General features: G+C 70.8%; 24 protein-coding genes. 8 read left to right on the forward strand and 16 right to left on the reverse strand.

Features of this window, described 5'->3' with window-relative positions; all coding sequences use genetic code 11:
* The first annotated feature begins 5 nt into the window (after nt 1-5).
* The 3 genes from ureE to ureG all read left to right on the forward strand — a co-directional run bounded on the left by ureE (nt 6) and on the right by ureG (nt 2,262).
* Entirely contained in the window at nt 6-587 is a 582-nt protein-coding gene (gene ureE, locus AC07RM_RS32435) for an urease accessory protein UreE (protein WP_495337088.1), read from the forward strand.
* Between the two features lie 329 nt (nt 588-916).
* The gene (locus tag AC07RM_RS32440) at nt 917-1,588 is read left to right on the forward strand and encodes an urease accessory protein UreF (protein WP_495337089.1); all 672 of its coding nucleotides are present in this window, start codon (nt 917-919) and stop codon (nt 1,586-1,588) included.
* 23 nt (nt 1,589-1,611) lie between these two features.
* The gene (ureG, locus tag AC07RM_RS32445; RefSeq protein ID WP_093341072.1) at nt 1,612-2,262 is read left to right on the forward strand and encodes an urease accessory protein UreG; all 651 of its coding nucleotides are present in this window, start codon (nt 1,612-1,614) and stop codon (nt 2,260-2,262) included.
* Between the two features lie 10 nt (nt 2,263-2,272).
* Here ureG and AC07RM_RS32450 read toward each other — a convergent pair whose 3' ends face one another.
* Nucleotides 2,273-2,794 (reverse strand): hypothetical protein, encoded by a 522-nt coding sequence (locus AC07RM_RS32450; RefSeq protein WP_495337090.1) that lies wholly within the window; start codon nt 2,792-2,794, stop codon nt 2,273-2,275.
* Nucleotides 2,795-2,909: 115 nt separating this feature from the next.
* Between AC07RM_RS32450 and AC07RM_RS32455 the strand changes: the two genes are divergently transcribed.
* Nucleotides 2,910-3,707: a 2-keto-4-pentenoate hydratase gene (locus tag AC07RM_RS32455; RefSeq protein ID WP_495337091.1), complete on the forward strand. Its 798-nt coding sequence runs from the start codon at nt 2,910-2,912 to the stop codon at nt 3,705-3,707.
* A 9-nt stretch (nt 3,708-3,716) separates the two neighbouring features.
* On the opposite strand, the gene alkB is transcribed toward AC07RM_RS32455, so the two are convergent.
* The 13 genes from alkB to AC07RM_RS32520 all read right to left on the reverse strand — a co-directional run bounded on the left by alkB (nt 3,717) and on the right by AC07RM_RS32520 (nt 16,610).
* Nucleotides 3,717-4,370 carry a DNA oxidative demethylase AlkB gene (gene alkB, locus AC07RM_RS32460; protein ID WP_495337092.1) on the reverse strand — a complete coding sequence of 218 codons (654 nt, stop codon included), beginning with the start codon at nt 4,368-4,370 and terminating at the stop codon, nt 3,717-3,719.
* A gap of 82 nt (nt 4,371-4,452) precedes the next feature.
* Nucleotides 4,453-5,433, reverse strand: coding sequence for an NAD(P)H-dependent flavin oxidoreductase (locus AC07RM_RS32465; protein WP_057591373.1), 981 nt, complete (start codon nt 5,431-5,433; stop codon nt 4,453-4,455).
* A gap of 46 nt (nt 5,434-5,479) precedes the next feature.
* Nucleotides 5,480-6,220, reverse strand: coding sequence for an SDR family oxidoreductase (locus tag AC07RM_RS32470; protein WP_495337093.1), 741 nt, complete (start codon nt 6,218-6,220; stop codon nt 5,480-5,482).
* A 118-nt stretch (nt 6,221-6,338) separates the two neighbouring features.
* Nucleotides 6,339-6,899 (reverse strand): TetR/AcrR family transcriptional regulator, encoded by a 561-nt coding sequence (locus AC07RM_RS32475; protein WP_093341080.1) that lies wholly within the window; start codon nt 6,897-6,899, stop codon nt 6,339-6,341.
* Nucleotides 6,900-7,044: 145 nt separating this feature from the next.
* Nucleotides 7,045-7,866: a shikimate dehydrogenase family protein gene (locus AC07RM_RS32480; RefSeq protein WP_495337094.1), complete on the reverse strand. Its 822-nt coding sequence runs from the start codon at nt 7,864-7,866 to the stop codon at nt 7,045-7,047.
* 8 nt (nt 7,867-7,874) lie between these two features.
* On the reverse strand, nt 7,875-10,124 hold the full coding sequence (locus tag AC07RM_RS32485; protein ID WP_495337095.1) for a N,N-dimethylformamidase beta subunit family domain-containing protein: 2,250 nt from the start codon (nt 10,122-10,124) through the stop codon (nt 7,875-7,877).
* A 22-nt stretch (nt 10,125-10,146) separates the two neighbouring features.
* Nucleotides 10,147-10,485 carry a N,N-dimethylformamidase alpha subunit family protein gene (locus AC07RM_RS32490; RefSeq protein ID WP_495337096.1) on the reverse strand — a complete coding sequence of 113 codons (339 nt, stop codon included), beginning with the start codon at nt 10,483-10,485 and terminating at the stop codon, nt 10,147-10,149.
* Entirely contained in the window at nt 10,482-11,231 is a 750-nt protein-coding gene (locus AC07RM_RS32495) for a GntR family transcriptional regulator (protein WP_495337097.1), read from the reverse strand. Before AC07RM_RS32495 ends, AC07RM_RS32490 begins: the two co-directional genes overlap by 4 nt.
* A 97-nt stretch (nt 11,232-11,328) precedes the next feature.
* A complete protein-coding gene (locus tag AC07RM_RS32500) occupies nt 11,329-12,399 on the reverse strand; it encodes an extracellular solute-binding protein (protein ID WP_093341086.1) in 1,071 nt (356 codons plus the stop codon).
* A gap of 46 nt (nt 12,400-12,445) precedes the next feature.
* Nucleotides 12,446-13,276 (reverse strand): ABC transporter permease, encoded by an 831-nt coding sequence (locus AC07RM_RS32505; protein ID WP_203202689.1) that lies wholly within the window; start codon nt 13,274-13,276, stop codon nt 12,446-12,448.
* Nucleotides 13,273-14,178: an ABC transporter permease gene (locus tag AC07RM_RS32510; protein ID WP_495337098.1), complete on the reverse strand. Its 906-nt coding sequence runs from the start codon at nt 14,176-14,178 to the stop codon at nt 13,273-13,275. Before AC07RM_RS32510 ends, AC07RM_RS32505 begins: the two co-directional genes overlap by 4 nt.
* Complete coding sequence (locus AC07RM_RS32515; protein ID WP_495337099.1) at nt 14,175-15,317, reverse strand: ABC transporter ATP-binding protein; 1,143 nt, start codon at nt 15,315-15,317, stop codon at nt 14,175-14,177. The genes AC07RM_RS32510 and AC07RM_RS32515 overlap by 4 nt, the downstream gene beginning before the upstream one ends.
* Nucleotides 15,318-15,356: 39 nt before the next feature.
* Nucleotides 15,357-16,610 (reverse strand): aminotransferase class III-fold pyridoxal phosphate-dependent enzyme, encoded by a 1,254-nt coding sequence (locus AC07RM_RS32520; RefSeq protein ID WP_495337100.1) that lies wholly within the window; start codon nt 16,608-16,610, stop codon nt 15,357-15,359.
* A gap of 111 nt (nt 16,611-16,721) precedes the next feature.
* Here AC07RM_RS32520 and otnK point away from each other — a divergent pair, with 111 nt between their 5' ends.
* Nucleotides 16,722-18,002, forward strand: coding sequence for a 3-oxo-tetronate kinase (otnK, locus tag AC07RM_RS32525; RefSeq protein WP_495337101.1), 1,281 nt, complete (start codon nt 16,722-16,724; stop codon nt 18,000-18,002).
* Nucleotides 18,003-18,057: 55 nt separating this feature from the next.
* A complete protein-coding gene (locus AC07RM_RS32530) occupies nt 18,058-18,738 on the forward strand; it encodes a class II aldolase/adducin family protein (RefSeq protein WP_495337102.1) in 681 nt (226 codons plus the stop codon).
* 1 nt (nt 18,739) lies between these two features.
* Here the strand turns inward: AC07RM_RS32530 and AC07RM_RS32535 are convergent, their stop codons facing one another.
* Nucleotides 18,740-20,287: a linalool dehydratase/isomerase domain-containing protein gene (locus AC07RM_RS32535; protein ID WP_495337103.1), complete on the reverse strand. Its 1,548-nt coding sequence runs from the start codon at nt 20,285-20,287 to the stop codon at nt 18,740-18,742.
* Complete coding sequence (locus tag AC07RM_RS32540) at nt 20,284-20,868, reverse strand: SCO family protein (RefSeq protein ID WP_495337104.1); 585 nt, start codon at nt 20,866-20,868, stop codon at nt 20,284-20,286. The genes AC07RM_RS32535 and AC07RM_RS32540 overlap by 4 nt, the downstream gene beginning before the upstream one ends.
* Before the next feature lie 108 nt (nt 20,869-20,976).
* Here AC07RM_RS32540 and AC07RM_RS32545 point away from each other — a divergent pair, with 108 nt between their 5' ends.
* Together AC07RM_RS32545 and AC07RM_RS32550 are read left to right on the forward strand one after the other, a co-directional pair.
* Nucleotides 20,977-21,648 carry a TetR/AcrR family transcriptional regulator gene (locus tag AC07RM_RS32545; protein ID WP_431510310.1) on the forward strand — a complete coding sequence of 224 codons (672 nt, stop codon included), beginning with the start codon at nt 20,977-20,979 and terminating at the stop codon, nt 21,646-21,648.
* 116 nt (nt 21,649-21,764) lie between these two features.
* Nucleotides 21,765-22,751, forward strand: a complete 987-nt coding sequence (locus AC07RM_RS32550) for a tripartite tricarboxylate transporter substrate-binding protein (protein ID WP_495337105.1) — start codon at nt 21,765-21,767, stop codon at nt 22,749-22,751.
* The last annotated feature ends 60 nt before the right edge of the window (nt 22,752-22,811 follow it).

A 22,811-nucleotide genomic window follows, 5' to 3' on the forward strand; every position in this document is an offset into this window, starting at 1 on the left:
GCACCATGCTCACCGCCAACAAACTCATGCCCCGGGGCCGCGGCCTCGCGCCCGTGCTGCTCAAGCGCGCCGCCACCATCGAACTCGACTGGGACGTGCGCCAGAAAAGCCGTTTCGACGCCACCGATTCGCAGGGCCGGCAGATCGGCGTGTTCCTGCCGCGCGGCACGGCCGTGCGTGGCGGCGACGTGCTGGTGGCGGAAGACGGCTCGCTGGTGCGCGTGATCGCGGCGCCTCAGCCGGTGTTGCGCATCACGCACTGCACGGCCCACGGCACGCCCTTCGACCTGACGCGCGCGGCCTACCACCTGGGCAACCGTCATGTGCCGATCGAGCTCAAGCCCGACCACCTGAAGATCGAACCCGACCATGTGCTGGCCGACATGCTGCGGTCGATGCACCTGATCGTGGTGGCGGTCGAGGAGGCCTTCGAACCCGAGGGCGGGGCCTATGGGTCGCATGAGCATTCGCATGGGGGTGGGCACAGCCATGACCATGACCACTCGCATGGTCATGCGCACTCTTCGGGGCCGAAGCCGCTGGTGTTGGCGCCGGAGTTGCTCGATGACCATGGGCACTCTCACTGAGATGGAGGCTGGGTTTTCGGATCGGGCCGGCTTGTTTCGGTCGGGGCGGGCGCACGCCGACGGGGTACTCCCCTCCGCGAATGTCCCCCGCCTTCGGCTCCTCCTTTATTTCGCTGCGGGGAGTACCCCATCGACGTGCGCCAGACGCGCGGCGCCTGCGCGGCCGGCACCACCGCTGCGTCTACGTGCACAGGGCAGTGGGTGCTTCCCGCAGCGAAATAAAGGAGGAGCCCGAAGGGCGGGGGACATTCGCGGAGGGAAGTACCCGCTGTCCTGTGCACGCGCCCCGAACAAATGCACCCCAGTCGGCAAGTCAACGTCCAACTGACATGCCAGAACCCCAAAGCCTCCTCCAGCTCATCTGGCTCGCCTCCCCCGCCCTCCCGGTCGGCGGCTTCTCGTACTCCGAAGGTGTCGAGGCCGCCGTCGAATGGGCCGGCGTCGACTCCGAGGCCAGCGCCGCCGAATGGCTGTCCGACCAGTTGCACCTGAGCTTCGCGCGCGGCGACCTCGCCTTGGTCGCGCAAGCCATCGCTGCCTGGCGCGCCGACGACAAACAGCGCATCCGCACACTCAACGATTGGGTGCTGCAAACCCGCGAATCGGCCGAGTTCTTCCTGCAGACCGAACAGATGGGCCGCTCCTTCGTCGAATGGCTCAAGCTGCACCATGCCGACACGGCCGAGGTCTTCTCCGGCCTGCCCGCGAGCTATCCCGTGGCCTTCGCGTTCGCGGCCCACCGCTCGGGTGCTTCGGTGCACGACGGCTGCCTGGCCTTTGCCTTCGGCTGGGCCGAGAACATGGTCGCGGCCGCGGTCAAGGCCGTGCCGCTCGGGCAGAGCGCGGGACAGCGCATCCTCGGGCGGCTCGCGCAGGAGATTCCCGCGGCCGTGAACCATGCGATGCAGCTGTCCGACGACGAGCGGCAGGCCTTCGCGCCGCTGCTGGCCGTGCTGTCGGCGCGGCACGAAACCCAGTATTCGCGGCTCTTCCGCAGCTAGATTTTTTCCTTCACGCACCCACCATGACCTCCGCCCTGCACCACATCCCCAACCGCACCAAGAAGCTGCCGCCGCTGCGCGTGGGCATCGGCGGCCCCGTCGGCTCGGGCAAGACCACGCTGCTGGAGATGCTCTGCAAGTCGATGCGCGACAGCTACGACCTGGTCGCGATCACCAACGACATCTACACCAAGGAAGACCAGCGCCTGCTGACCGTGGCCGGCGCGCTGCCGGCCGAACGCATCATGGGCGTGGAGACCGGCGGCTGCCCGCACACCGCGATCCGCGAGGATGCCTCGATCAACCTCGAGGCCATCGACCGCATGCTCGAGGATTTTCCCGATGCCGACGTGGTGTTCGTCGAATCGGGCGGCGACAACCTCGCGGCCACCTTCAGCCCCGAGCTCTCGGACCTCACGATCTACGTCATCGACGTGGCCGCGGGCGAGAAGATCCCGCGCAAGGGCGGCCCCGGCATCACCAAGAGCGACCTGTTCGTCATCAACAAGACCGACCTCGCGCCCTACGTGGGCGCCAACCTCGACGTGATGGAGCAGGACACGCAGCGCATGCGCCGCCAGAAGCCCTATGTGATGACCAACCTCAAGACCTTGACCGGCGTGGCCGAGGTCGTGCGCTTCATCGAGGAGCGCGGGATGCTCAAGACGGCCTGAGGCCGTCGCCTCACAGCTCGCTGCCGTCGCGCAGCTGGCGCTGCTTGTAGACCAGGCGAACGCTCGCGCGGCGCGGATCGCCGACACGCTGGACGTAGACGTCCATCTCGCCGCTGCTCCAGGCCGCATAGGCGCTGCCCGGGTCGTTGGCCGCGAGTTCGGCACCGAAAGTACCGCGGCCCCACTGCAGCAGTTCGGCAAACGCCGCGCTGCCGCCATCGGGCAGGCCCTGCGCCGAAGCCGCGTACTCCACACGCCGCAGCTGCGCATCGGCAAAGAAGAAGGTCGGCTCGAACACCAGCCCCGCCAGGGCCTGGGATGCGCCATGCCAGCTGCCCAGCAGGCCGCCCGCGAGCCGCTGCGGCCGCGCCACGCGCTCGGCCGAGGGCAGCGCGGCACGCAGCTCGTCGGCCGACATGCCGAGCCGCACGCCGGGCGGCAACGCTTGCGCCTGAACGGCGAGGCTCGCGAGACAGAGGGCACCCGCGCCGAACAGGCGCGCTACGGGTGAAAAGAATGAGGGAATGGACATCGGGCAACGGCGAAACGGGCGACAGCGGCCTGTGACCCGCAGTATCGCCCCGAGTTCGCGACAGCACCGTGTAACTGCCGATACACGTCCCACCGGCCCTTTGTAGACTGGCCCGATGACTCCCCAGGACGTGCTCGACCACTACGACCGGGCCGCGCTGTGGCCCGCCGATCGCCCCGACCGCGGCCCCGCCGGCCTGCCCGCCGCCTATGCCGACGCGCTCGCGCTGCGCGCCCTGCGGCTCGCGCGCGGCGAACGGCCCATGGGCTACAAGGTCGGCTTCACCAACCGCACCATCTGGCAACGCTATGGCGTTTTCGCGCCGATCTGGGGCCCGGTGTGGAACACCACGCTGACGCTGTGCGACGGCCGGGGCAGCATCGACCTCACGGGCACGGTGCAGCCGCGCATCGAGCCCGAGGTCGTGTTCGGCATCGCCGCCACGCCGCCGCGGGGCGCCACGCTCGAGCAATTGTTCGCCTGCGTCGAGTGGATCGCGCCGGGCTTCGAGATCGTGCAGTCGCACTGCGAAGGCTGGAAGTTCGGCGCCGCCGACACCGTGGCCGATGGCGGGCTGCATGCGCGCCTGCTGGTCGGACGGCAACGGCCACTGCGCGACTTCGCGAGCGACGGCGCGGCGCTCGATGCGCTGCTCGCGCGCACCCGCCTGCGCCTGTCGCGCGACGGCACGCAGGTCGAGGAAGGCACGGGCGCCAACGTGCTCGACGGCCCGCTGCATGCGCTGCTGCACTTCCTGCACGAACTGCAGGCCTGCCCCGGCGCACCCGCGCTGCAACCGGGCGAGGTGGTCACCACCGGCACCTGGACCGACGCCTGGCCGATCGCGCCCGGCCAGGTCTGGCGCAGCGAGTTCGACGCGCCCTTCGACGGCCTCGAAGTCACGCTGCGCTGAGCGCGCGGCTCAGCCGGCCTTGCGGAAGGTCAGGTTGATGCGCACGCTGCCCAGCAGCGGATGCGGCTTGTCCTTGAGCGGCAGCACGCCATGGAAGCGCAGCCGGTCGGGACCGCCCCACACCACCACGTCGCCATGCGCGAGCGGCACGCGCTCGACCGCGTCGCCGCGCGCGAGCCCGCCGAACTGGAACACCGCCGGCATGCCCAGCGACACCGAGACGATCGGCGCGCCGTGGTCGCGCTCGTCGCGGTCCTGGTGCAGCGAGAGCCTGGTGCCGGGCTGGTAGCGGTTGACGAGGCAGGCATCGGGCCTGAAGCCAGCGAAACCCGCCGTCTCGGCCGCCTCGCGCGCGAGCCGCGCGAACGCGGCGGGCATCGCGGGCCAGGGCTTTTGCGACAACGGATCGATCGCGTCGTAGCGATAGCCGCTGCGATCGCTGACCCAGCCCAGCGGACCGCAGTTCGTCATCGCCACCGACATGGTGTAGCCGCCGGGCGTGACCAGGTGCCGGAACGGCGACACGCCCTCGATGCGCGGCAGCGCGGCCAGCAGCTCGCTCGCGAACGGCAGCGCAAAGCCACGCAGCACGCAGGCGCCCGGGCCCAGCGGCTCGGGTGCGCGAAACGGTTCGTCGGTGGCGGGGAAGAGCTCGAGGGTCATGGTGGATGCGGCCCTCGAAAATACCGCAAGCCGGCGCACCGGGTCCGGCCGGTTCCGGACATCCGGTGCCGCCGGTGTGGTCTCAGGCGGTCTCGAGCATGCCCGCGAGCCGCGCCGCGATCAGCCCATGGGCCTCGGCCATGATGCGGTCGACCAGTTCCTGCACGGTCGGCACGTCGTGGATCAGGCCCGCCACCATGCCGCAGCTGAAGGCGCCCGCGTCCACGTCGCCCTCGATCATCACGCGCGGATAGATGCCCGCCACCTGGTCGTGGATGTCCGAGATCTGAAGGTCCGCGCCCTTCGCGCGCTCGATCGCGAGCAGTTCCTCCACGCCCTTGTTGTTGAGCACGCGCTCGGTGTTGCGCAGGCCGCGCATCACCAGCCGCGTGTCGAGCTCGCTGGCCGCGACGATCGCGCGCTTCACGTTCTCGTGCACCGGCGCCTCCTGCGTGGCAATGAAGCGCGTGCCCATGTTCATGCCCTCGGCGCCGAGCGCGAGCGCGGCCACGAGGCTGCGGCCGTCGGCCATGCCGCCCGAGGCGACGAAGGGAATGCGCAGCTCGTCGGCCGCGCGCGGCAGCAGGATCATGTTGGGCACGTCGTCCTCGCCCGGATGGCCGCCGCACTCGAAGCCGTCGACGCTGACCGCGTCGCAGCCGATGCGCTCGGCCTTCAGTGCGTGGCGCACCGAGGTGCACTTGTGGATCACCTTCACGCCGGCCGCCTTGAGCGCCGGCATGTGTTCCTCGGGGCTGCGGCCCGCGGTCTCGACGATGCGCACGCCGCCCTCGATGAGCGCGGCGATGTACTCGGGATAGGGCGGCTTGGAGAAGGTCGGCAGGAAGGTCAGGTTCACGCCGATCGGCTGGTCGGTCATCTCGCGGCAGCGCGCGATCTCGCGCGCCAGCAGCTCGGGCGTCTTCTGCGTGAGCCCGGTGATGATGCCGAGGCCGCCGGCATTCGACACCGCGGCCGCGAGTTCCGCGAAGCCCACGTAGTGCATGCCGCCCTGGATGATCGGATGGCGGATGCCGAAGAGTTCGGTGATGCGAGTTTTCATGGTCGATGAGGGTGGAGGAAGAGGACGGGAAACGCGGCGCTGCCGCTCACCAGCGCTCCATGTACGGACGCAGGTCGAGCTCGAAGGTCCACGCATCGCGCGGCTGCGTGTGCAGGTGCCAGTAGTTCTCGGCGATGTGCTCGGGGTTCAGGATGCCGTCCTCCGACTTCAGCGCGTAGCGCTCGGGGAAGCTGGTGCGGATGAACTCGGTGTCGATCGCGCCGTCGACCACCACGTGCGCCACGTGGATGTTGCGCGGCCCCAGCTCGCGCGCCATGCTCTGGGCCAGCGCGCGCAGCGCATGCTTGGCACCCGCGAAGGCCGCGAAGTTGGCGGCGCCGCGCAGCGCCGCGGTGGCGCCCGTGAAGATGATCGTGCCGCGGCCGCGCTCGACCATGCGTCTGGCCGCTTCACGGCCGTTGAGGAAGCCGCCGAAGCAGGCCATCTCCCAGATCTTGAAGTACTTGCGCGCGGTCTCCTCGAGGATGCTCGAGGGCACGTTGGCGCCGATGTTGAACACCAGCACCTCGATCGGCCCGACCTCGTGCTCGACCCGATCGAACAGCGCGATCACCTCCTCCTCCTTGCGCGCATCGGAGCCGAAGGCCACGGCCTTGCCGCCGGCCGCCTCGATGCTCTCGACCAGCGGCTGCAGCTTCTGCGCGTCGCGCCGCGTCACGCAGGCGGTGTAGCCGCCGGCCGCGAAGCGCCTCGCGATCGCCCCGCCGGTGGAATCGCCGGCGCCGATGATCAGCGCCACACCGGCGCCCGCATTGCCCTGGCTCATGTCGTCTCCTTGATTGAACGCTCGTGGACCAAAGCACGGTAAAGGAGAGGCATCGGGCTGTCAATCGAGCGCGCGACAGCATTCCGGCGGTGCATGCGGCGCATGCGCGCGGCGCGGTTCAGTCCAGGTGGTTGCGCTCGATGTCGCGGCGGGTCGAGTTCAGGATGTCCTGGCGCGTGCGGTCGTTCTCGACCACGCGCGCCATCAGCAGCGCGCCCACGCACTGCGCCATCACGGCCCAGGCCGCGTCGTCGTCGCCCGCCAGGCGCTGGCTCCAGGCCTTGTGCAGTTTCTTCAGGCCGCGCTCGACCGCCGCGCGCACGGCCGGGTCGGAGCGCGCAATCTCGGCGCCCAGCGCGGGCAGTGCGCAGCCGGTCTCGGGGTGCAGGGCATGGGCGCTGCTGAGGTAGCTCTTGAGGCAACGCGCCACATGGTCGGGCGGCGAGTCGGGCGTGCCCGCGAGCATCTCGGCGCTGTTCTCCATCTCGCGCTCGATCAGCGCCGCGAACAATTCACCCTTGGAGCCGAAGTGGCTGTAGAAGGCGCCGCCCGTGAGGCCGATGGCCGACATCAGCGCATCGACGCCGGTGCTGCTGAAGCCCCCCTTCTTGGCGATCGCTCGGCTGCTCTCGAGCAGCTTCTCGCGGGTCTCTTCCTTGTGGTTGGGGGCGTAGCGCATGGCGGTTCCTCGGCGCGGGATTCCGGTGGACAGGACGAAGGGAAAAATAACATACGATCGTTCAGCCATCCTGACGCCGAGCCATCGATCGCTGCTCGTTTTCCCGGGTCCCTTGCAAGGCCCGCGCCCGCCGCGGAAGACGCTTTCAGGGCGCCGGCGCACCGATCCCGAGCAATTCCTTCACCAGCACGTACTGCGCATCGAGCATCGAGGTGCCCAGCGAGATGCGGCAGCCGCGCGCCTGCGCCGCGGCCAAGAGCGGCGTGATCGCGGGCGTCATGATGATCTCGGCCACGTCGGTGCCTGCCGCCAGGTGCGCCAGGTGCGCCACGTCGAGCGGCAGTGCATCGCCCTCGTGCATGCCCATCGAGGTGGTGTTGACCACGAGGTCGAAGCCGCGCGGGTCGTTCGTGCCCGCGCGCGCGCTGCAGTCCGGGTACGCGGTGGCCACGTCGGCCGCCAGCGCCTCGGCCCGCTCGTTCGTGCGGTTGTGGATCACCAGTTCGCGCGCGCCCGCCTCGGCGATGCCGAAGGCCACCGCGCGCCCCGCGCCGCCCGCGCCGAGCTGCAGCACGCGGCGCCCCTGTAGCGTGATCCCCTGCCCCGCGAGCCCGTCGACGAAGCCGCGGCCATCGAGGTTGTCGCCCGTGAGCCGGCCCTCGGCATCGCGCCGCACGAAGTTGACCGCGCCGATGCGCGCCGCGCGCGGCGTGGTCGCGTCGAGCAGCGGCAGCACCGCGATCTTGTGCGGGATGGTCACGCCGAAGCCGAGCACGTTGCGCATGCGGCGCAGCGCGTCGATCACGGTCGCGAGGTCGGCGGGGCCCACGTGCAGCGGCGACACCGCGATGTCCAGGCCCTCGGCCGCGAAGCGGTCGTTGAGCCGCAGCGAGCCCACCACGTGGGCCACGGGATCGGCCAGCATCAGCATGATGCCGGTGCGGCCGGTGATGCGCATCTCGGTCATGGCGGCGCTCAGGCGGGCAGCTCGAACGGCGCCGGGTCGAGGAAGCGCCGCAGCACGTTGCCGGTGATGCGGCTCACGTTGTTGTCGTAGCCGTTGTGGCTCAGCGAGAGCACGTAGGAGATCGAGCCGGTGGAGAACACCGCGCCGCCCCTGGCGGTCTCGAAGAACACCATGTCGGCGCGCACCAGCGCGTTCTGCTCGCCGTCGAGGCCGTGCACCGTGGTGCGGTACTCCTCGGGCGTGGGCAGCGCGCCCGGGCCCAGGCCATGCGAGGTCGCGAGCATCACCGCATGCGGCGGCGAACCGAGGCCGACGTCGAAGCGGTCGATCTCGATGCCGACCGCACCGCCGATGCGCACGCCGTAGTCGCCGATGCGCTCGCCCTGCGCGATGCCCTCGACCGCGAAGGCCACGCGCGGCTCGGCCGCGTCGGGCGTCAGCAGGTAGTAGCCCGCGTGGTCGTAGACCATGGCCGAGAAGCCCACGCCGATCAGCTTCTGCGGCGCGAAGCCGCTGTGGCGCCACAGCGCGCCGGGCTCGCCGGTGCCGGCCAGGTGCACCTCGCCAGGCTGCGATTCCCAGGTCCGCGTGCCGGCCATGCCGCGCCGCACCTCGACCGCGGCCGGTGCCTTCGGATGGAAGGCGCAGCGCCAGTAGAAGCCGTTGGCGCCGAGCGCGAGGTGGCGCCCGCCCGCGTTCTGGAAGGCCATGATGCCGTTCATCATCGCCTCGCTGTAGTACTCGGGATGCGACAGCGTCGCCAGCACGCGGTAGCCCGCGAGCGCGCCCGCGCCCTGGCGGTCGAGCTCGACGTCGGTCACCACGTCGTAGTCGATGCCCTTCTCCTCGAGCCAGTCGAGGAAGTGGCTGTCGATCGCGAGGTTGCCGGGCTGCGAGCGCGGCCGCATGTTGAGCACCGGGCGCAGCCACGAGCTGTAGGCGCGGCCGCTGCCGTCGATGTGGTGGTCGTAGGTCGACTGGCCGACCTCGGGATGTTCCTGCAGGTAGATGTCGTCGCCAGTCAGCATCAGCAGGCGCTCGGTCAGCACCTCGAAGTGCACCGCATGCAGCCGCAGCGCGCTGTTGGCGTAGGCCATGTAGGTCATGCTCGCGGCCAGCACCGCGAGCGGCGCGCGCTTCGCATCGGCCGCGGGCGTCACGAAGAAGGTGATGAAGGTCTCGGCCGCGCTGCCGTCCACGGGCCGCAGGCGCAGCGCGTGGAAGCCCGACTTCCAGTCGGCCGGCACGTCGAGCTCGAGCGTCGCGGGCCAGCCGCAGTCGTAGATGTCGTCGCTGTGGAAATGGATCGCGCCGTACTCGCGCGGCGCGAGCCGCCAGTCGTGCACGTCGCCGGTCCAGTGCACGCCGGTCATGCCGCGGCAGGGCAACTGGTGCAGCCGGCCGTCGAGGCGGTTGGAGGAGCGGTCGAGCACCTCGAGCGTGTCGATGCCGTGCGAGAAGTCCCAGCAGGCGATCAGCGCGGCATCGGCCAGGCCCGGGCGCGCGAGGTCGTCGCAGCGGCGCAGCGCGTCGATGCCCAGCAGGCCTTCGGCGATGCGCGGTGCCTCGATCTTGCCGTCGTAGTGCGCACCGCAGCGGCCGCCGGTGGCCGAAAGCGCATGCGCGGCCACGGTCAGCGGGCCTTGCGAGTCGAGGCGCCAGCCGCCCGCCTTCGTCGCGCGGGCCTCGCGGCGCTGCTCGGGCAGCGCGCCATCGGCCAGCCGGCATTGCGACAGCACCATCTCGCCGGTCGTCGCATCGAGCGCGCCCTGCACCCAGTACCAGCGGCGCTGCTCGAGCGGCGCATCGGTCTTCAGCTCGATGGCGCCATCGGCACCGCCCACGCGCAGCCGCAGGCCCTCGCGCGACAGCTGCAGCGCCCAGCCGCGGCCGCTGTCCTCGCACCAGCGCGCGAGCACGGTCTGCGGCGTGGCCAGCAGCCGCGTCGGCCAGACGTAGCAGCCGAACGAGAACGCGCCCTCGGGCGCGAAGCGCGCATCGGCGGGCACCGACATGAAGGAGCCGCAGGGCGCCTCGTGGAACGCGACCGCATGCACGCCGTCGATCGGCGATGCGAGCTCGCGGTACTTGATGCCGGGCCCGGTGGCGTCGGCGTCGGCGCAGCGCACGCGCACGAACTTCACGTCGGCCTGCTGCTTCGCTTCGCTGCTGAGGTGGAATCGGATGCGTTCGCCGGCGCGCACGCTGAGGGTGTCGGGGTAGCCGACGAAGGCATTGGTGTCGATGGGGGCGCTCATGGTCGTCTCGCGGTGTTCTTCTTCAATCCAGCTTCAGCTCGGTGCCGGTCAGCGCCTTCCAGCGCAGGCCGAACACATGCCACTCGGCGTCGTCGAGCGACTCGAACACCACGTCGTGGAACACCTTGACCTTCTGGCCGCGCTCCTCGGGCATCTGCGCCAGCGCCCAGCGGCGGCCCGGCTCGACCATCACCAGCAGATAGCGGCCGGGGAAGGCGCCCCAGCGCATGCGATGCAGGAGCTTCTTCAGTTCCTCGCTGTGCGGGCCGCGGATGCAGCCGCGGAATTCGCGCGCGAGGTCGGTGCGTTTGGGGTCGAGTACGTAGCGCGCCGCGTTCGGGTCGCTGGTGTGGTCCATCATGGGGTGGGAGGCTTTCTGCCGGTCGGTGGCGGCTGGTTGCGCAGCGCGAGCAGTTCCTCGGCGCGCGCGGGATTGGCATCGATTTCCCCGAGCACGCGCACGAAGTCGCGTCCGCCCTCGATCAGGTCCTGCTCGATGGCGTGGCGCACCATCGCGGTGTCGCGCTGCTGCAGCCCGCGCAGCACGTTCACGTGCTGGTGCTCGGCGTCGTAGGTCGGGTGGCCGTGGGGATAGAGGAAGTTCATCATCGGCCCCACCTGCACCCAGATGCGGTCCAGCAGCTCGGTGAGCTGCGGCATGCCCGAGTGGCGGTAGATGCCGAAGTGGAAGTCGAAGTTGTGCTGCAGCGCGGCGCGGTAGTCCTTGGTCTTCTCCGCGCGCACCAGCAGCCGGTGGCTCTCGGTGAGCTGCTTGAGGGTGGCGCCGTCGAGCAGCGGCACCGCGCGCTCGGCCGCCAGCGGCTCGAGCGCGAGGCGGATGTCGCGCAGCTCGAGGTACTCGGCCAGCGAGAGCTGCCGCACGCGGATGAAGTAGCCCTCCTTCATCTCGAGCGCGCGGTCGCGCACGAGCTGGATCAGGGCCTCGCGCACCGGCGTCTCGCTGGTGCCCATGGTCTTGGCCAGCTCGCGGATCTTCAGGCGCTGGCCCGGCTGGAAGGTGGCCGACATCAGCTGCTCGCGCAGGTGCTCGTAGATCTGGCTCGCCAGATTGGTGCGTTCGACCACGTTGATGACCGGGGTTGCCATGGGCTTCTCTCTCCTTGATTGCGTGTGTGCCGGGAATCGCGCGGCGGCGTATTGTGGCCCTGCCGTGGCCCCGCGAGCGGCACTCACGCGATCGGGATCAGCGTCCCAGCCAGGCGATCCAGCGGTCGCGCAGCATCTGGCGGTTGTTGCCGATCCACTCGTAGTCGGCCACGATCAGCTTGTCGAAGTTCTCGGCCGAGGTCGCGAGCATGGCGCGGCGCTCGGGCGGGAACAGGCTCGCGGTCTTGCCATTGCCGGTGTCGTAGTTGACGGCATTGACGAAGTTCACGTGCTGCTCGGGCGCCGAGGCATAGAAGAAGTCGAGGTAGGCCATGGCCGCCTTCGGATGCGGCGCGCCCTTGGGGATCGACATGTAGCCGACGTCGCGCACGGCGCCGTCCCACGACACGGCGATCGGCACCTTGGCGTTCATCAGCGAGATCAGGCGGCCCGAGTAGCCCATGCTCATGACCACTTCCTTGTTGCGCATGATCTGCTGCAGCTGGTCGCCGCTCTTCCACCAGACCGCGACGTTGGGACGCAGCTTGTCGAGCTTCTTGTAGGCGCGGTCGAGGTCGAGCGGGAACAGCTTGTCGGGCGCGACGCCGTCGGCCAGCAGCGCCGCCACCGGCACCCACCATTCGCGGTCGCCGGTGTCGGGCAGGCCGCGCGGGCCGGGGAACTTGGCCGTGTCCCAGAAGTCGGCCCAGGTCTTGGGCACGTTGGCGCCCTTGAAGGCCTCGGTGCTGTAGCCGATCTGCATGCCGCCCACGGTGCGCATCACGCCGTAGGTGGTGCAGGCGCCCTTCACGCCGTTGGCGGTGACGTTGGGCAGCTTGCTGCAGTCGATGGCCTGCAACAGTTCCTTCTTCTGCACCAGGTCCGGCGGGGTGGCGGTCACGATGTCGAACTCCATGCCGCCGCTGCGCGACATGGCCTGCACCTTGGCCCACTGGTCGGGCACCTCGATCGCGGCGGGCACCACCTCCACGCCCTTGGCCTTGGAGAACGGGGTGTAGAAGTACTGCACCAGCGTCTTCTCCATCAGGCCGCCGGTGGTGGCGATCACCAGTTCCTTCTCGAGCCCCTGCGCCGAGGCGCCGGTGAACGCCGCGCAGGCGAGCAGCGCGAGGGCGGCACCCTTGCTTCGAGCCAGACATTTCATCATCGCGAACTCCTTGTGAGTGAGGACCAGGAAAAAACGGGGGGTGCGCTCATTCGGCGCGGCGCCGGCGCTCGAGTACGCGCAGCAGCGCCACGGCGATCAGCACCGCGATCGACAGCAGCGTGAGCAGCGTGGCGATGGCCGGGATCACGGGCGTGAGGTTCTGCTCGATGTCCTCGAACATGCGCCGCGGCAGCGTGCGCTGGCGCACGCTCGAGACGAAGAACGAGACCACGGGCTCGTCGAAGGAAATGATGAAGGCGAACAGCGCGCCGCTCAGCAGGCCCGGCACGATCAGCGGCAAGGTCACGTGGAAGAAGGCACGCGCGCGGCTCGCGCCGCAGCTCATGGCGGCCGACTCGAGGTCGGGGTCGACGCGCGACAGCGCGGCCGAGACCGTGAACACCACGAAGGGCAGCGCCAGCACCGTGTGCGCCGCCACGAAGCCGGCCAGCGAACCGACCACGCCCAGGCGCTGGTAGAACAGGTAGCAGGCCACCGCCACCGCGATGTGCGGCGCGATCACCGGGCCGATCACCATCAGCTGCGTGGCCGAGCGGAAGCGCTCGGTGCCGCGCACGATGGCGTACGACACCATGGTGCCGATGACCACCGAGCAGACCATGGTCAGCGCGGCCACCTGCAGGCTCAGCAGCGCCGCCTTCTGCCACTGCGGATCGCCGAAGAACTCCTGGTACCAGTGCAGCGTGAAGCCGCTGGGCGGGAACTCCAGGAAGTCGGCCGGGCTGAAGGACATCGGCACGATGATCAGCGTGGGCACCATGATGAACAGCACCACCAGCCAGACGTAGGCGCGCAGCGAGAAGGCGCCCAGGTCGAAGGGCGCGCGGTGGCGCACGGTGTTCTCGTTCTTGCTCATGCGCCGCCTCCGATCAGCCGGTTGAAGCTCACGGCCTTGTTGAAGACCATGGTCAGCGTGGCCACCACCACCATCAGCACGCCGATCAGCGCGGCCGCGAAGGGCCAGTCGAGCATCTCGCGCACCTGCTGCGACACCAGCGTGGCGATCATCAGCTCCTGCGGGCTGCCGACCAGCGCCGGCGTGACGAAGAAGCCCAGCGCCGAGAGGAAGACCATCAGGCAGCCGCTCCACACGCCCGCGCGGCTCATCGGCAGCAGCACCTCGAAGAAGGCGCGCCGGCGGTTGGCGCCGAGCATGGCGGCCGCGCGCATGTAGTCGTCGGGAATGTTCTTGAGCGCCGAGTAGATCGGCAGGATCAGGAAGGGCAGCAGCACGTGCGCCATCGCGAGCACCACCGCACCCTCGGTGTAGAGCAGCTTCACGGGCTCGCCCGTGAGGCCCAGCCACTGCAGCGCGTTGTTGACGATGCCGTCGCGGCGCAGCAGCACGATCCAGGCGGCCGTGCGCACCAGCACGCTGGACCACAGCGGCAGCAGCACGCAGGCCGTGAGCAGCGCGGCCACCGCGCCCTTCACGCGCGTCATCAGGTAGGCGATCGGAAAACCCAGCACCAGCGCCAGCACGGTCGTCAGCAGGCTGATCCAGCCGGTGCGCAGCATCACGCGCACGTAGACCGGGTTGTCGAACACGCGCGCGTAGTTCGCGAGCGTGGGATGCGGCTCGAGCACGCTGAGCGACAGCAGGCTCAGCAGCGGATAGACGAACACCAGCAGCAGCAGCGCGAAGAAGGGCGCGAGCAGCACGGCCGAGGCCGCCACGCTGAGCTGCCGGCCGCCGAGCCACAGGCGCGAGAACGCCGAGGGCGAGGCCGCGATGGCGGGCGCGGTCGCCGTGCTCATGCCGCGGCCACCTCTTCGCCATAGATGCGCAGCGCATCGGCCGGCCACAGCAGGCCCACGCGGTCGCCGGCCGCGAGCGCGACGCGGCTCGGGTCGGGCAGCCGCGCGCGCAGCTCGGTGCCGTCGGACAGCTGCGCGATGCACAGCACGGTGGAGCCGCTGTAGATCACGCCGCTCACGGTGGCGCGCAGCGCGGCCGGGTCCTCGGGGCTGCCGATCACGATCTGCTCGGGGCGCAGCGCGGCCACGGCGCGGCCGCCGGCGGCGACGCGCCCCACCAGCGCATCGGGGCGCACCTCGCGCGGGCTCGCGCCGCCGGGCAGCTGCACCAGCGCGCCCTGCGTGCGCAGCGAGCCGATCTCGGCCGGCATGAAGTTGGTCTCGCCGATGAAGCCCGCGACGAAGCGCGTGCGCGGCCGCTCGTACAGCGCCTTGGGCGCGTCGAGCTGCTGGATGCGGCCCTGGTTGAGGATCGCGACGCGGTCGGCCATGGTCAGCGCCTCGCCCTGGTCGTGCGTGACGAAGACCACCGTGATGCCGAGCTGCGACTGCAGCCGCTTGATCTCGAGCTGCATCTCCTCGCGCAGGTTCTTGTCGAGCGCGCTCAGCGGCTCGTCCATCAGCAGCACCTTCGGCTTGTAGACGATGGCGCGCGCCAGCGCCACGCGCTGCTGCTGGCCGCCCGAGAGCTGCGCCGGCATGCGCTTGCCGTAGCCCTCGAGCCGCACCGTGGCCAGCGCCTGCTCGGCCAGCCGATGCCGCTCGGCGCGCGCCACGCCGCGCATCTTGAGGCCGAAGGCCACGTTGTCGAGCACCGAGAGGTGCGGGAACAGCGTGTACTTCTGGAACACCATGCCGAGGTTGCGCTGGCTCGCGGGCAGGTAGGTGACGTCGCGGCCGTCGATGGCGATGCTGCCGGCATCGGGCAGCTCGAAGCCCGCGATGCTCATGAGGATCGAGGTCTTGCCCGAGCCGCTGGGCCCGAGCAGCGCGAGGAATTCGCCGGGCTGCACGCTCAGCGACACATCGTCGACCGCGCGCACCGCGCCGAAGCGCTTGGCGAGGCCGCGGATCTCGATGCCGGCACCGCCGACGCGTTCGGAGCCCGCAACGGGCGGTTGGGTTGCCGTGGATGCCATGCTGCGGATTCCTCTTCGTGCGTGCGGGAGATGGGGACGTCAGCGCCGGCCGAAGCGCGCTGCGACGGCGGCGAAGGCCGCGTCGGTGGCCTGCAGGGCCCGATCGATGTCTTGCACGGTGTGTGCCAGCGACAGGAACATGTTGTGCCTGGGATGCAGGTAGACGCCGCGGCGCAGCGCCTCGATGGTGAACACCGCGCCCTTGTCGAAGCCCGGGTCCTCGTCGAACAAGATCAGCGGCAGCGCCGCCGGGCCCGTCTGGCGCACCGGCACGCCATGGCTCGCAGCCTGCGCGGCGATGCCATCGCGGAAGCGCTGGCCCATGGCCTGCACATGGCCCACCACGTCCTGCGCATCCGCCACTTCGATCGTCGCCAGGCCCGCGGCCATCGCCACACCGCCCGACCAGAACGAGCCCGTGGTGTAGATGCGCGTGGCCGCCTCGCGCAGCGCGTCGACGCCGGTCACGGCCGCGAGTGCGTAGCCATTGGCGATCGACTTGCTCCAGGCGCTGAGGTCGGGGCGAACGCCCACGGTTTCCCAGCTGCCGCCCGCATGCACGCGGAAGCCCGCGCGCACCTCGTCGAGGATCAGCGCGGCACCGGCCTGGTCGCACAGCGCGCGGGCACGGCGCGCGAACTCGGGCGTGGGCAGCTCCTGGTCGATGCCCAGGTCGTGCTTGAAGGCCGCGCAGACGATGGCCGCGAGGTCCGTGCCTGCCTGGGCCACGGCCGCCTCGAGGCTCGCGATGTCGTTGTAGGTGTAGTGGATGAGGTGCGCGCGGTCCTCGGGCGTGATGCCCTGCGGAATCGGCGTGCACCAGGGATCGGCGCCGTGATAGGCCTTGGTCGCGACCAGCACCTTGCGCTTGCCGGTGGCCGCGCGCGCCACCATGAGGCAGACGGTGGTGGCATCGGTGCCGTTCTTCTGGAACAGCACCCAGTCGGCATGGGCGCTGCGCGCGACGAAGCGTTCGGCCAGTTCGACGAAGCGCGCCGTGGGGCCGTCGAGGCAGTCGCCCAGGGCCTGCTGCCTGCGCGCGGCCTCATCGACCACCGGATGGTGATGGCCCAGCAGGTTCGGGCCCCAGCTGCACATGAAGTCGATGTATTCGTTGCCGTCGACGTCCCAGACGCGGCAGCCCTGGCCGCGCTCGAAGAACTGCGGATAGCCCGCGGGCAGGCCCGCGGCATTCAGATGCCCCGTCATGCCGCCGGGCACGACCTTGGCGGCGCGCTGCCGGAGCTGGAGATCGTGCTGGTTCGGCCTGTTCTGCGAGGCGGCGGACGACATTCGGGAACCCTTCGTTGCGTTAGTTTTGAGGCATGATATATCATATTTACTGTAGCGCAATAGCTCACAAACCCGGCATCCGCCCTCGCACGAGAACGATCGGAGACACCCATGGCATTACTGTTCGGCGCCCTCGCCGATGACCTGACCGGCGGCATGGAACTGGCCGCGATGCTGGTGGCGCACGGCGTGCGCTGCGGCTTCGTGACGCGGCCCGAAGCCCTGGCCGAACTCGGCGACGAACTCGACGCGGTGGTGATCGCGCGCAAGACGCGCGTGGTGCCGGCGGCCGACGCGGTCGCGGCCTTCGAGGCCGGCGCGCGCGCGCTGCTCGAGCGCGGCGCGCGCCAGCTCTTCTTCAAGTACTGCGCCACCTTCGACTCCACCGACGACGGCAACATCGGTCCCTGCGCCGACCTGCTGCGCGAGCTCACGGGCGCGAAGCTCACCGCCTTCTGCCCCTCGTTCCCCGAGGCCGGCCGCCGCGTGTTCCAGGGCCATCTGTTCGCCGACCAGATGCTGATCTCGGAGTCGCCCAAGCGCTTCGACCCGCTGACGCCGATGCTCGACCCCAACCTCGTGCGCACGCTGCAGCGGCAGACCGCGACCAGGGTCGGCCTGATCCCGCAGCAGGTGGTGCATGCAGGCCCCGCGGCGATGCGCGCGCACGTGGCCGCGCTCGAGGCCGAAGGCACCGGCTTCGCGATCGCCGATGCGGCCGAGCCCGACGACCTGCGCGCCCTCGCCGGCCTGACCTGGGACTGGCCGCTGATGACCGGCAACTCCTCGATCGGCGCCTACTACCCCGCGCTGTGGCGCGAGCACGGCTGGCTCGCACCAGGCGACCGCGCGCCGCGCCTGCCGGCGGTCGAGGGCCCGGGCGTGGTGCTGGCCGGCAGCTGCGCCGACCGCTCGATCGAACAGCTGCGCGCCTTCGAGCGCGAACGGCCGGTGCACTGGATCGACGTCGAGCGCGCGATCGACGGCGTCGACGTGATCGGTGAGGCATTGGAGTGGGCGCTCGCGGCGCTGCCGCAGGGCCCGGTCGCGATCGCGACCTCGGCGCATGCGCCGGTGATCGAGCGCGTGCAGGCGCGCATTGGCCGGCACGAGGCCGCGGCGCTGGCCGAGGACATCCTCGGCCGGCTCGCGGTGCGGCTGCGCGACGCGGGCGTCAAGCGCTTCGTGATCTCGGGCGGCGAGACCTCGGGCTCGGTGCTCGAGCACCTGGCCATCGACCGGCTGCAGGTCGGCCCCTATGCCGGCCCCGGCATCGCGCGCGCGGTGACCCTCGGCGCCGCGCCGCTCGCGCTGTGCCTCAAGTCGGGCAAGCTGGGTCCGGTCGACATGCTGCTGCCCATGCTGCAGAGCATGCGCGACGCGGCCCGCTGAAGAACCGAACGTCCCACCTTCGCTTCACCGCGCCGACGCGCGAAAGGAACCGCCCATGACCACGTCCCCGTCTCCCCTTCCCCTGTCCGAAGACGCCCTGCGCCAGGCCCTGGCCGCGGGCTATCGCCGGCTCGCGCAGCTCGGCCTCAACAACGGCAGCGCGGGCAACATCAGCTGCCGCTTCGACGGCGGCGCGCTGATCAGCCCCACGGGTGCCGACGCCGACACCATCGACCCACGGGCGCTGGTGTCGATCACGCTCGACGGCGAGACCCGCGGCCCGGGCATCCCCTCGAGCGAATGGGCGATGCACACCGCCATCTACCGCCGCTACCCGCAGGCCGAGGCCGTGGTCCACACGCATTCGGATGCCTGCGTGGCGCTGTCGGCGCATCGGCGGCCGATCCCGGCCTTCCACTACATGCTCGCGGGCTTCGGCGGCGACGACATTCCCTGCGCGCAGTACGCCACCTTCGGCACCGATGCGCTCGCGCAATCGGCGGTCGATGCGCTCGAGAACCGCAACGCCTGCCTGCTCGCGAACCACGGGATGATCTGCCACGCGGCCACGGTCGAGAAGGCGGTGGCGAACGCCGCCAAGCTCGAGACCCTGGCGCGCCAGTACTGGATGAGCGCGCAGCTCGGCGCGCCCGTGATCCTCGACGCGCAGGAGATGGAGACGGTGCGCCAGCGCTACCGCGGCTACGGCAAGTCGCGGCTGCCCACGCGCGGCTGAGTCAGCCGGCGCCGAACGCCAGCACGAAGGCCGCGGTCGCACCCTCGGGGCAGCGCAGCGCGAAGCCTTCGGGCGTCGCACGCAACGCCAGGGCCGCGCCGCCTTCGATGCGGTCCGCCTCGCCGCGTGCGACCTCGGCACCATCGCACCACAGGGTCCAGGCACCGCGCGATGCCAGCCGCCCGATCTCGACCTCGACGCCGCCGCGCGCGCCCTCGCAGCGGCGCAGCGCGAAGCGCAGCACGCGCGCCTCGGTGTCGAACACCGCCTGCCGCACATCGACCGCGTCGTCCACGCGCACCAGCGCGGGCTGGCGATGGTGGTGCTCGGGCCAGGGCTGGTTGTAGAGGCGCCAGAGCCCGTCGGGCACGTTGAGGCTCGCATAGCCCAGCAGCACGTTGCCGGTCATCGGCTCGACCAGCGTGCGATGGCCCTGCGCGTCCTCGAGCTGGTCGTTGCGCGGGAAATGGAAGCCGCCCTCGCGCCAGCTCGGCGCCATGTGGCGATCGGCATGGCGCATGAAGCCCTCGAGCGTGGCCGCGTCGCCCATCTCCGAGGCCCAGGCCGCGGCCCAGCCGAAATCGGAATCGTCGTTGACCACCTGCTGGCCCATCACCGGCGGCCGTTCGGCCGAGCGCACCGAGCAGGCGCCGTCCTCGCCGCGCAGCAGCCAGCCCGCGAGCTGCGCCGGATAGTGCGCATGCACGAAGTCGCGGTTCCACATGTTCATCAACATGCCGCACCAGGCATCGACCCAGGGCGAGGGGCCGGCGTTGTCGCGCAGCGCCCGCGTGTCCTGCGCCATCATCGTGAGGTAGTGGCCATTGGCGCCGAGCCGGCCGAAGCGCTCCCAGGCCTGCTGGTAGGCCGTCGTGACCTCGGCCGCCATCGCGCCGCCATGCACCAGGTCGTGCATGCGAAAGCCCAGGATCGCGGGCTGGTTGCAGATCTGGAACACGCAGTTGGGCTCGCAGGCCACGCCGAGGTAGCCGCTCTCGACCATCTGCCAGTAGACGTGCTGGTTGAGGCTGCGCTGGTCGTATTCGAAGCGGCGCTCCTTGCCGCCCCAGAAGAAGGACCAGTAGCTGAAGGTCAGCGCGCCGGGCTGCGCATAGCGGTCGTCGTCGAACAGGTAGTGGTGCAGCAGCGCCATCGACTGCACGTAGGCGCTGTACATGATGTTGTCGCGCCCGACCGGGTTCCAGTCCTCCTCGTAGTCGTGCGAGCGGTGCATGTTGAACACGCTGCCGCCGCGGCTCACGCGCGCCCAGTACATCCAGACCTCGGGCAGCAGCATCTTGGCGATCAGCCGCTCGAACACCGGCCGGAAGGCGCCGGGCGCCGCCGGCAGCCGGTGGCGGTGCGCGAGCGCGATCGCATAGGCCATGTAGGCGAGCTGGAAGCGGTAGCCGCCGAAGTCGTCCTGGCCGGTGCCGCGGCCCTGCATGCCCGACCAGTCGTTGACCGGCTGTCGCGAGAGGTTGGCGAAATGGCGCAGGTGGCCGGCCTGCCGGTCGCTCAGCGGCGTCGAGGCTTCGGGGCTGTTCATGGCCTGTCTCCCTGCATCAGCTCGGTCATGCGCGCCGCCACCGCGGGCGCATCGAGCGATTCGGCGAAGTGCGCGAGGTAGCGGCCGCCCGGCGCCATGAAGTAGGCCAGCGCGGTGTGCGGCACCACGTAGCCGCCGGGCGCCGCCGCGTCGGGCACGCGACGCGCGAACACGCGAAAGCTCTTCTTCGCGGCCTCGACCTGCGCCTCGCTGCCCGTGAGGCCGACGAAGCCGCCCGGATGGCGCGCCACGCAGGCGCGCAGCACCGCGGGCGTGTCGCGCGCGGGATCGACGCTCACGTAGAGCGGCTGCACGCGCGCGGCCAGCGGGCCCAGCGCCCGCAGCGCCGCGCCGAGCTTGGCGAGCTCGCGCGGGCAGACCACCGCGCAGTGCGAGAAGCCGAAGAACACCAGCAGGTGGCGATCGCCATAGCTGCGCTGGTCGACCGGCGTGCCGAAGTGGTCGACCAGCGAGAAGGCGCCATCGATCGGCGCGGGCATCGGAGCCGGCGCGGCGGCGGCGGCGCCGCCGCAACAGCAGGGCGCGGGCGCGGCATCGGCGAAGGTGGAGAGGAAGGACATGGGCGCATTCTTATTTGAACGCGTTCATTTATAGCCCGGGTTTTCCCGCAGCGCCACCTATACTTCGGCCGTCCATCGCCCCCACGCCCCTCGCCGGCCCCACGCTCCATGCCCTTGCGCGACCCGAAGCACGACCTGCGCCGCCGCGCGCGCAGCCAGGAAGACAAGGCGCTGGTGCGCGAGGACTTCATCGCCGCGGGCCGGCGGCTGCTCGCGGCCGAGGGCGCGGCCGGCGTGTCGCTGCGGCGCGTGGCGGCCGAGGCCGGCTATGCGCCGGGCAGCATCTACCAGTACTTCCACGACCAGCAGGACCTGTTCTTCCACATCCGCGGCCGCGACATGGACAGCGCCACCGAGCACCTGCGCCAGGCCATCGCGCGCACGCGCGATCCCGCGCGGCGCGTGCACAAGCTGTTCATGGCCACCGCCGACCACTGGCTCGCGCACATGGAGGAGTTCCTCGAGATCTTCCCCGCGCCCAGCCTGCGCGAGCCGCCGCCGCTGGACAGCGAGGGCCGGCCCTTCGGCCGCTCGCGCGCGGTGGTCGACAGCCTGCAGCTCTACTACGACACGGTCGATGCCTTCTTCGCCACGCTGCCGCGCCCGCCGCTGTCCTCGCGGCTCGCGGCCGACACGCTGCTGGCCTCGGTGTTCGGCACCATCGCCTTTCCATGCATGACGCGCACCATGGCCTGGTCGGACACGCGCGCGATGGTGTCGCAGCTGGTCGAGGCGATGCTCGCGCAGTGGGCGGCGAAGGGCGCGGCGCGCGCGCGTTGAGCGGCACGGGGCGCCGAACGATCGGTGCCCAAATCCGGCGTCCTTGCGGTTGAGCCCGCGCGGCGTGCGCCGAACAATCCGGCCACCCTCCACTCGGCCCCTTCGCCCCGCACGCCATGAAGCCCGCCTCCCTACGCGCCCTCGCCGCGCGCCTCCTCGTCGCCGCGTCGGTCACGGCGAGCTGCACGCTCGCGCTCGCCGACACCACGCCGCTGCGCATCCTCGTCGGCTTCCCGGCCGGCGGCTCCACCGACCTGATCGCGCGCCAGCTCGCGGCCGGGCTGCAGACCGAGCTGGCGCGGCCGGTGGTGGTCGAGAACCGCGCGGGCGCGGGCGGCCAGATCGCGGCGCAGACGCTCAAGGCCGCGCGGCCCGACGGCCACACGCTGTTCCTCTCGAACGGGCACACGGTGTCCATCGTGCCGGTGACGATGGCGAACCCGGGCTTCGATGTCGCGAAGGACTTCGCGCCGGTCGGCCTCGTGACTTCGAACCTCGACGTGTTCGCGGTCAATCCCGCCGTGGTCGGCACGGGCGTGACCGACATCCGCGGCTTCGCGGCCTGGGCGCAGGCCCATGCCGGCCAGAACAGCGTGGGCGTGCCCGCGCCCGGCAGCGGGCCCGAGTTCGCGGTCGGCGTGCTGGGGCGCGCGCTCTCGACGCCGATGACGGCCGTGCGCTACCGCGGCGACGGCCCGCTGGTGCAGGACCTCGTGGCCGGCCAGGTGCCCGCGGGCATCGGCGGCGTGGGCGCGATCCTGCCCTACGTCGAGAGCGGCAAGCTGCGCCTGCTCGCGGTCAACGGGCCCGAGCGGATCGCGCGGCTGCCCGAGGTGCCGACCTATGCCGAGGCCGGCATCGCGGGCCTCGAGGAGATGATGTTCACGGCCGTGTTCGCACCGGCCGGCACGCCCGCCGCGCTGCTGCGCCAGTACAACGCAGCCATCGCCAAGGTGGTGAATGCGCCGGCCTTCGCGCAGAGGATCGCGAGCCTCGGCGTGACCGCGGCCACCAGCACGCCCGAGGCGCTCGGCCTGCGCGTGGCGAGCGGGCGCGCCGCCTATGGCCGGCTCGTGAAGACCCTCGACTACAAGCTGCAGTAGCGGCCACGGCGCGACACATGCGGGCAGGCCGCGGCGGCGATCAGGGCAGAATCCCCTGCG

This window comes from Variovorax sp. GW821-FHT09B05, from assembly GCF_059418265.1.

Bases quoted from the DNA above. Each gene is read 5' to 3' on its own strand.
- AC07RM_RS32480 (WP_495337094.1), bottom strand. From the start codon at position 7,866: ATGACCGAGATGCGCATCACCGGCCGCACCGGCATCATGCTGATGCTG.
- alkB (WP_495337092.1), bottom strand. From the start codon at position 4,370: ATGACCCTCGAGCTCTTCCCCGCCACCGACGAACCGTTTCGCGCACCC.
- AC07RM_RS32495 (WP_495337097.1), bottom strand. From the start codon at position 11,231: ATGGCAACCCCGGTCATCAACGTGGTCGAACGCACCAATCTGGCGAGC.
- ureG (WP_093341072.1), top strand. From the start codon at position 1,612: ATGACCTCCGCCCTGCACCACATCCCCAACCGCACCAAGAAGCTGCCG.
- AC07RM_RS32540 (WP_495337104.1), bottom strand. From the start codon at position 20,868: ATGTCCTTCCTCTCCACCTTCGCCGATGCCGCGCCCGCGCCCTGCTGT.
- AC07RM_RS32470 (WP_495337093.1), bottom strand. From the start codon at position 6,220: ATGAGCCAGGGCAATGCGGGCGCCGGTGTGGCGCTGATCATCGGCGCC.
- AC07RM_RS32440 (WP_495337089.1), top strand. From the start codon at position 917: ATGCCAGAACCCCAAAGCCTCCTCCAGCTCATCTGGCTCGCCTCCCCC.
- AC07RM_RS32510 (WP_495337098.1), bottom strand. From the start codon at position 14,178: ATGAGCACGGCGACCGCGCCCGCCATCGCGGCCTCGCCCTCGGCGTTC.
- AC07RM_RS32500 (WP_093341086.1), bottom strand. From the start codon at position 12,399: ATGATGAAATGTCTGGCTCGAAGCAAGGGTGCCGCCCTCGCGCTGCTC.
- AC07RM_RS32545 (WP_431510310.1), top strand. From the start codon at position 20,977: ATGCCCTTGCGCGACCCGAAGCACGACCTGCGCCGCCGCGCGCGCAGC.
- AC07RM_RS32535 (WP_495337103.1), bottom strand. From the start codon at position 20,287: ATGAACAGCCCCGAAGCCTCGACGCCGCTGAGCGACCGGCAGGCCGGC.
- otnK (WP_495337101.1), top strand. From the start codon at position 16,722: ATGGCATTACTGTTCGGCGCCCTCGCCGATGACCTGACCGGCGGCATG.
- AC07RM_RS32465 (WP_057591373.1), bottom strand. From the start codon at position 5,433: ATGAAAACTCGCATCACCGAACTCTTCGGCATCCGCCATCCGATCATC.
- AC07RM_RS32520 (WP_495337100.1), bottom strand. From the start codon at position 16,610: ATGTCGTCCGCCGCCTCGCAGAACAGGCCGAACCAGCACGATCTCCAG.
- AC07RM_RS32485 (WP_495337095.1), bottom strand. From the start codon at position 10,124: ATGAGCGCCCCCATCGACACCAATGCCTTCGTCGGCTACCCCGACACC.
- AC07RM_RS32490 (WP_495337096.1), bottom strand. From the start codon at position 10,485: ATGATGGACCACACCAGCGACCCGAACGCGGCGCGCTACGTACTCGAC.
- AC07RM_RS32475 (WP_093341080.1), bottom strand. From the start codon at position 6,899: ATGCGCTACGCCCCCAACCACAAGGAAGAGACCCGCGAGAAGCTGCTC.
- AC07RM_RS32530 (WP_495337102.1), top strand. From the start codon at position 18,058: ATGACCACGTCCCCGTCTCCCCTTCCCCTGTCCGAAGACGCCCTGCGC.
- AC07RM_RS32515 (WP_495337099.1), bottom strand. From the start codon at position 15,317: ATGGCATCCACGGCAACCCAACCGCCCGTTGCGGGCTCCGAACGCGTC.
- AC07RM_RS32550 (WP_495337105.1), top strand. From the start codon at position 21,765: ATGAAGCCCGCCTCCCTACGCGCCCTCGCCGCGCGCCTCCTCGTCGCC.
- AC07RM_RS32455 (WP_495337091.1), top strand. From the start codon at position 2,910: ATGACTCCCCAGGACGTGCTCGACCACTACGACCGGGCCGCGCTGTGG.
- ureE (WP_495337088.1), top strand. From the start codon at position 6: ATGCTCACCGCCAACAAACTCATGCCCCGGGGCCGCGGCCTCGCGCCC.
- AC07RM_RS32450 (WP_495337090.1), bottom strand. From the start codon at position 2,794: ATGTCCATTCCCTCATTCTTTTCACCCGTAGCGCGCCTGTTCGGCGCG.
- AC07RM_RS32505 (WP_203202689.1), bottom strand. From the start codon at position 13,276: ATGAGCAAGAACGAGAACACCGTGCGCCACCGCGCGCCCTTCGACCTG.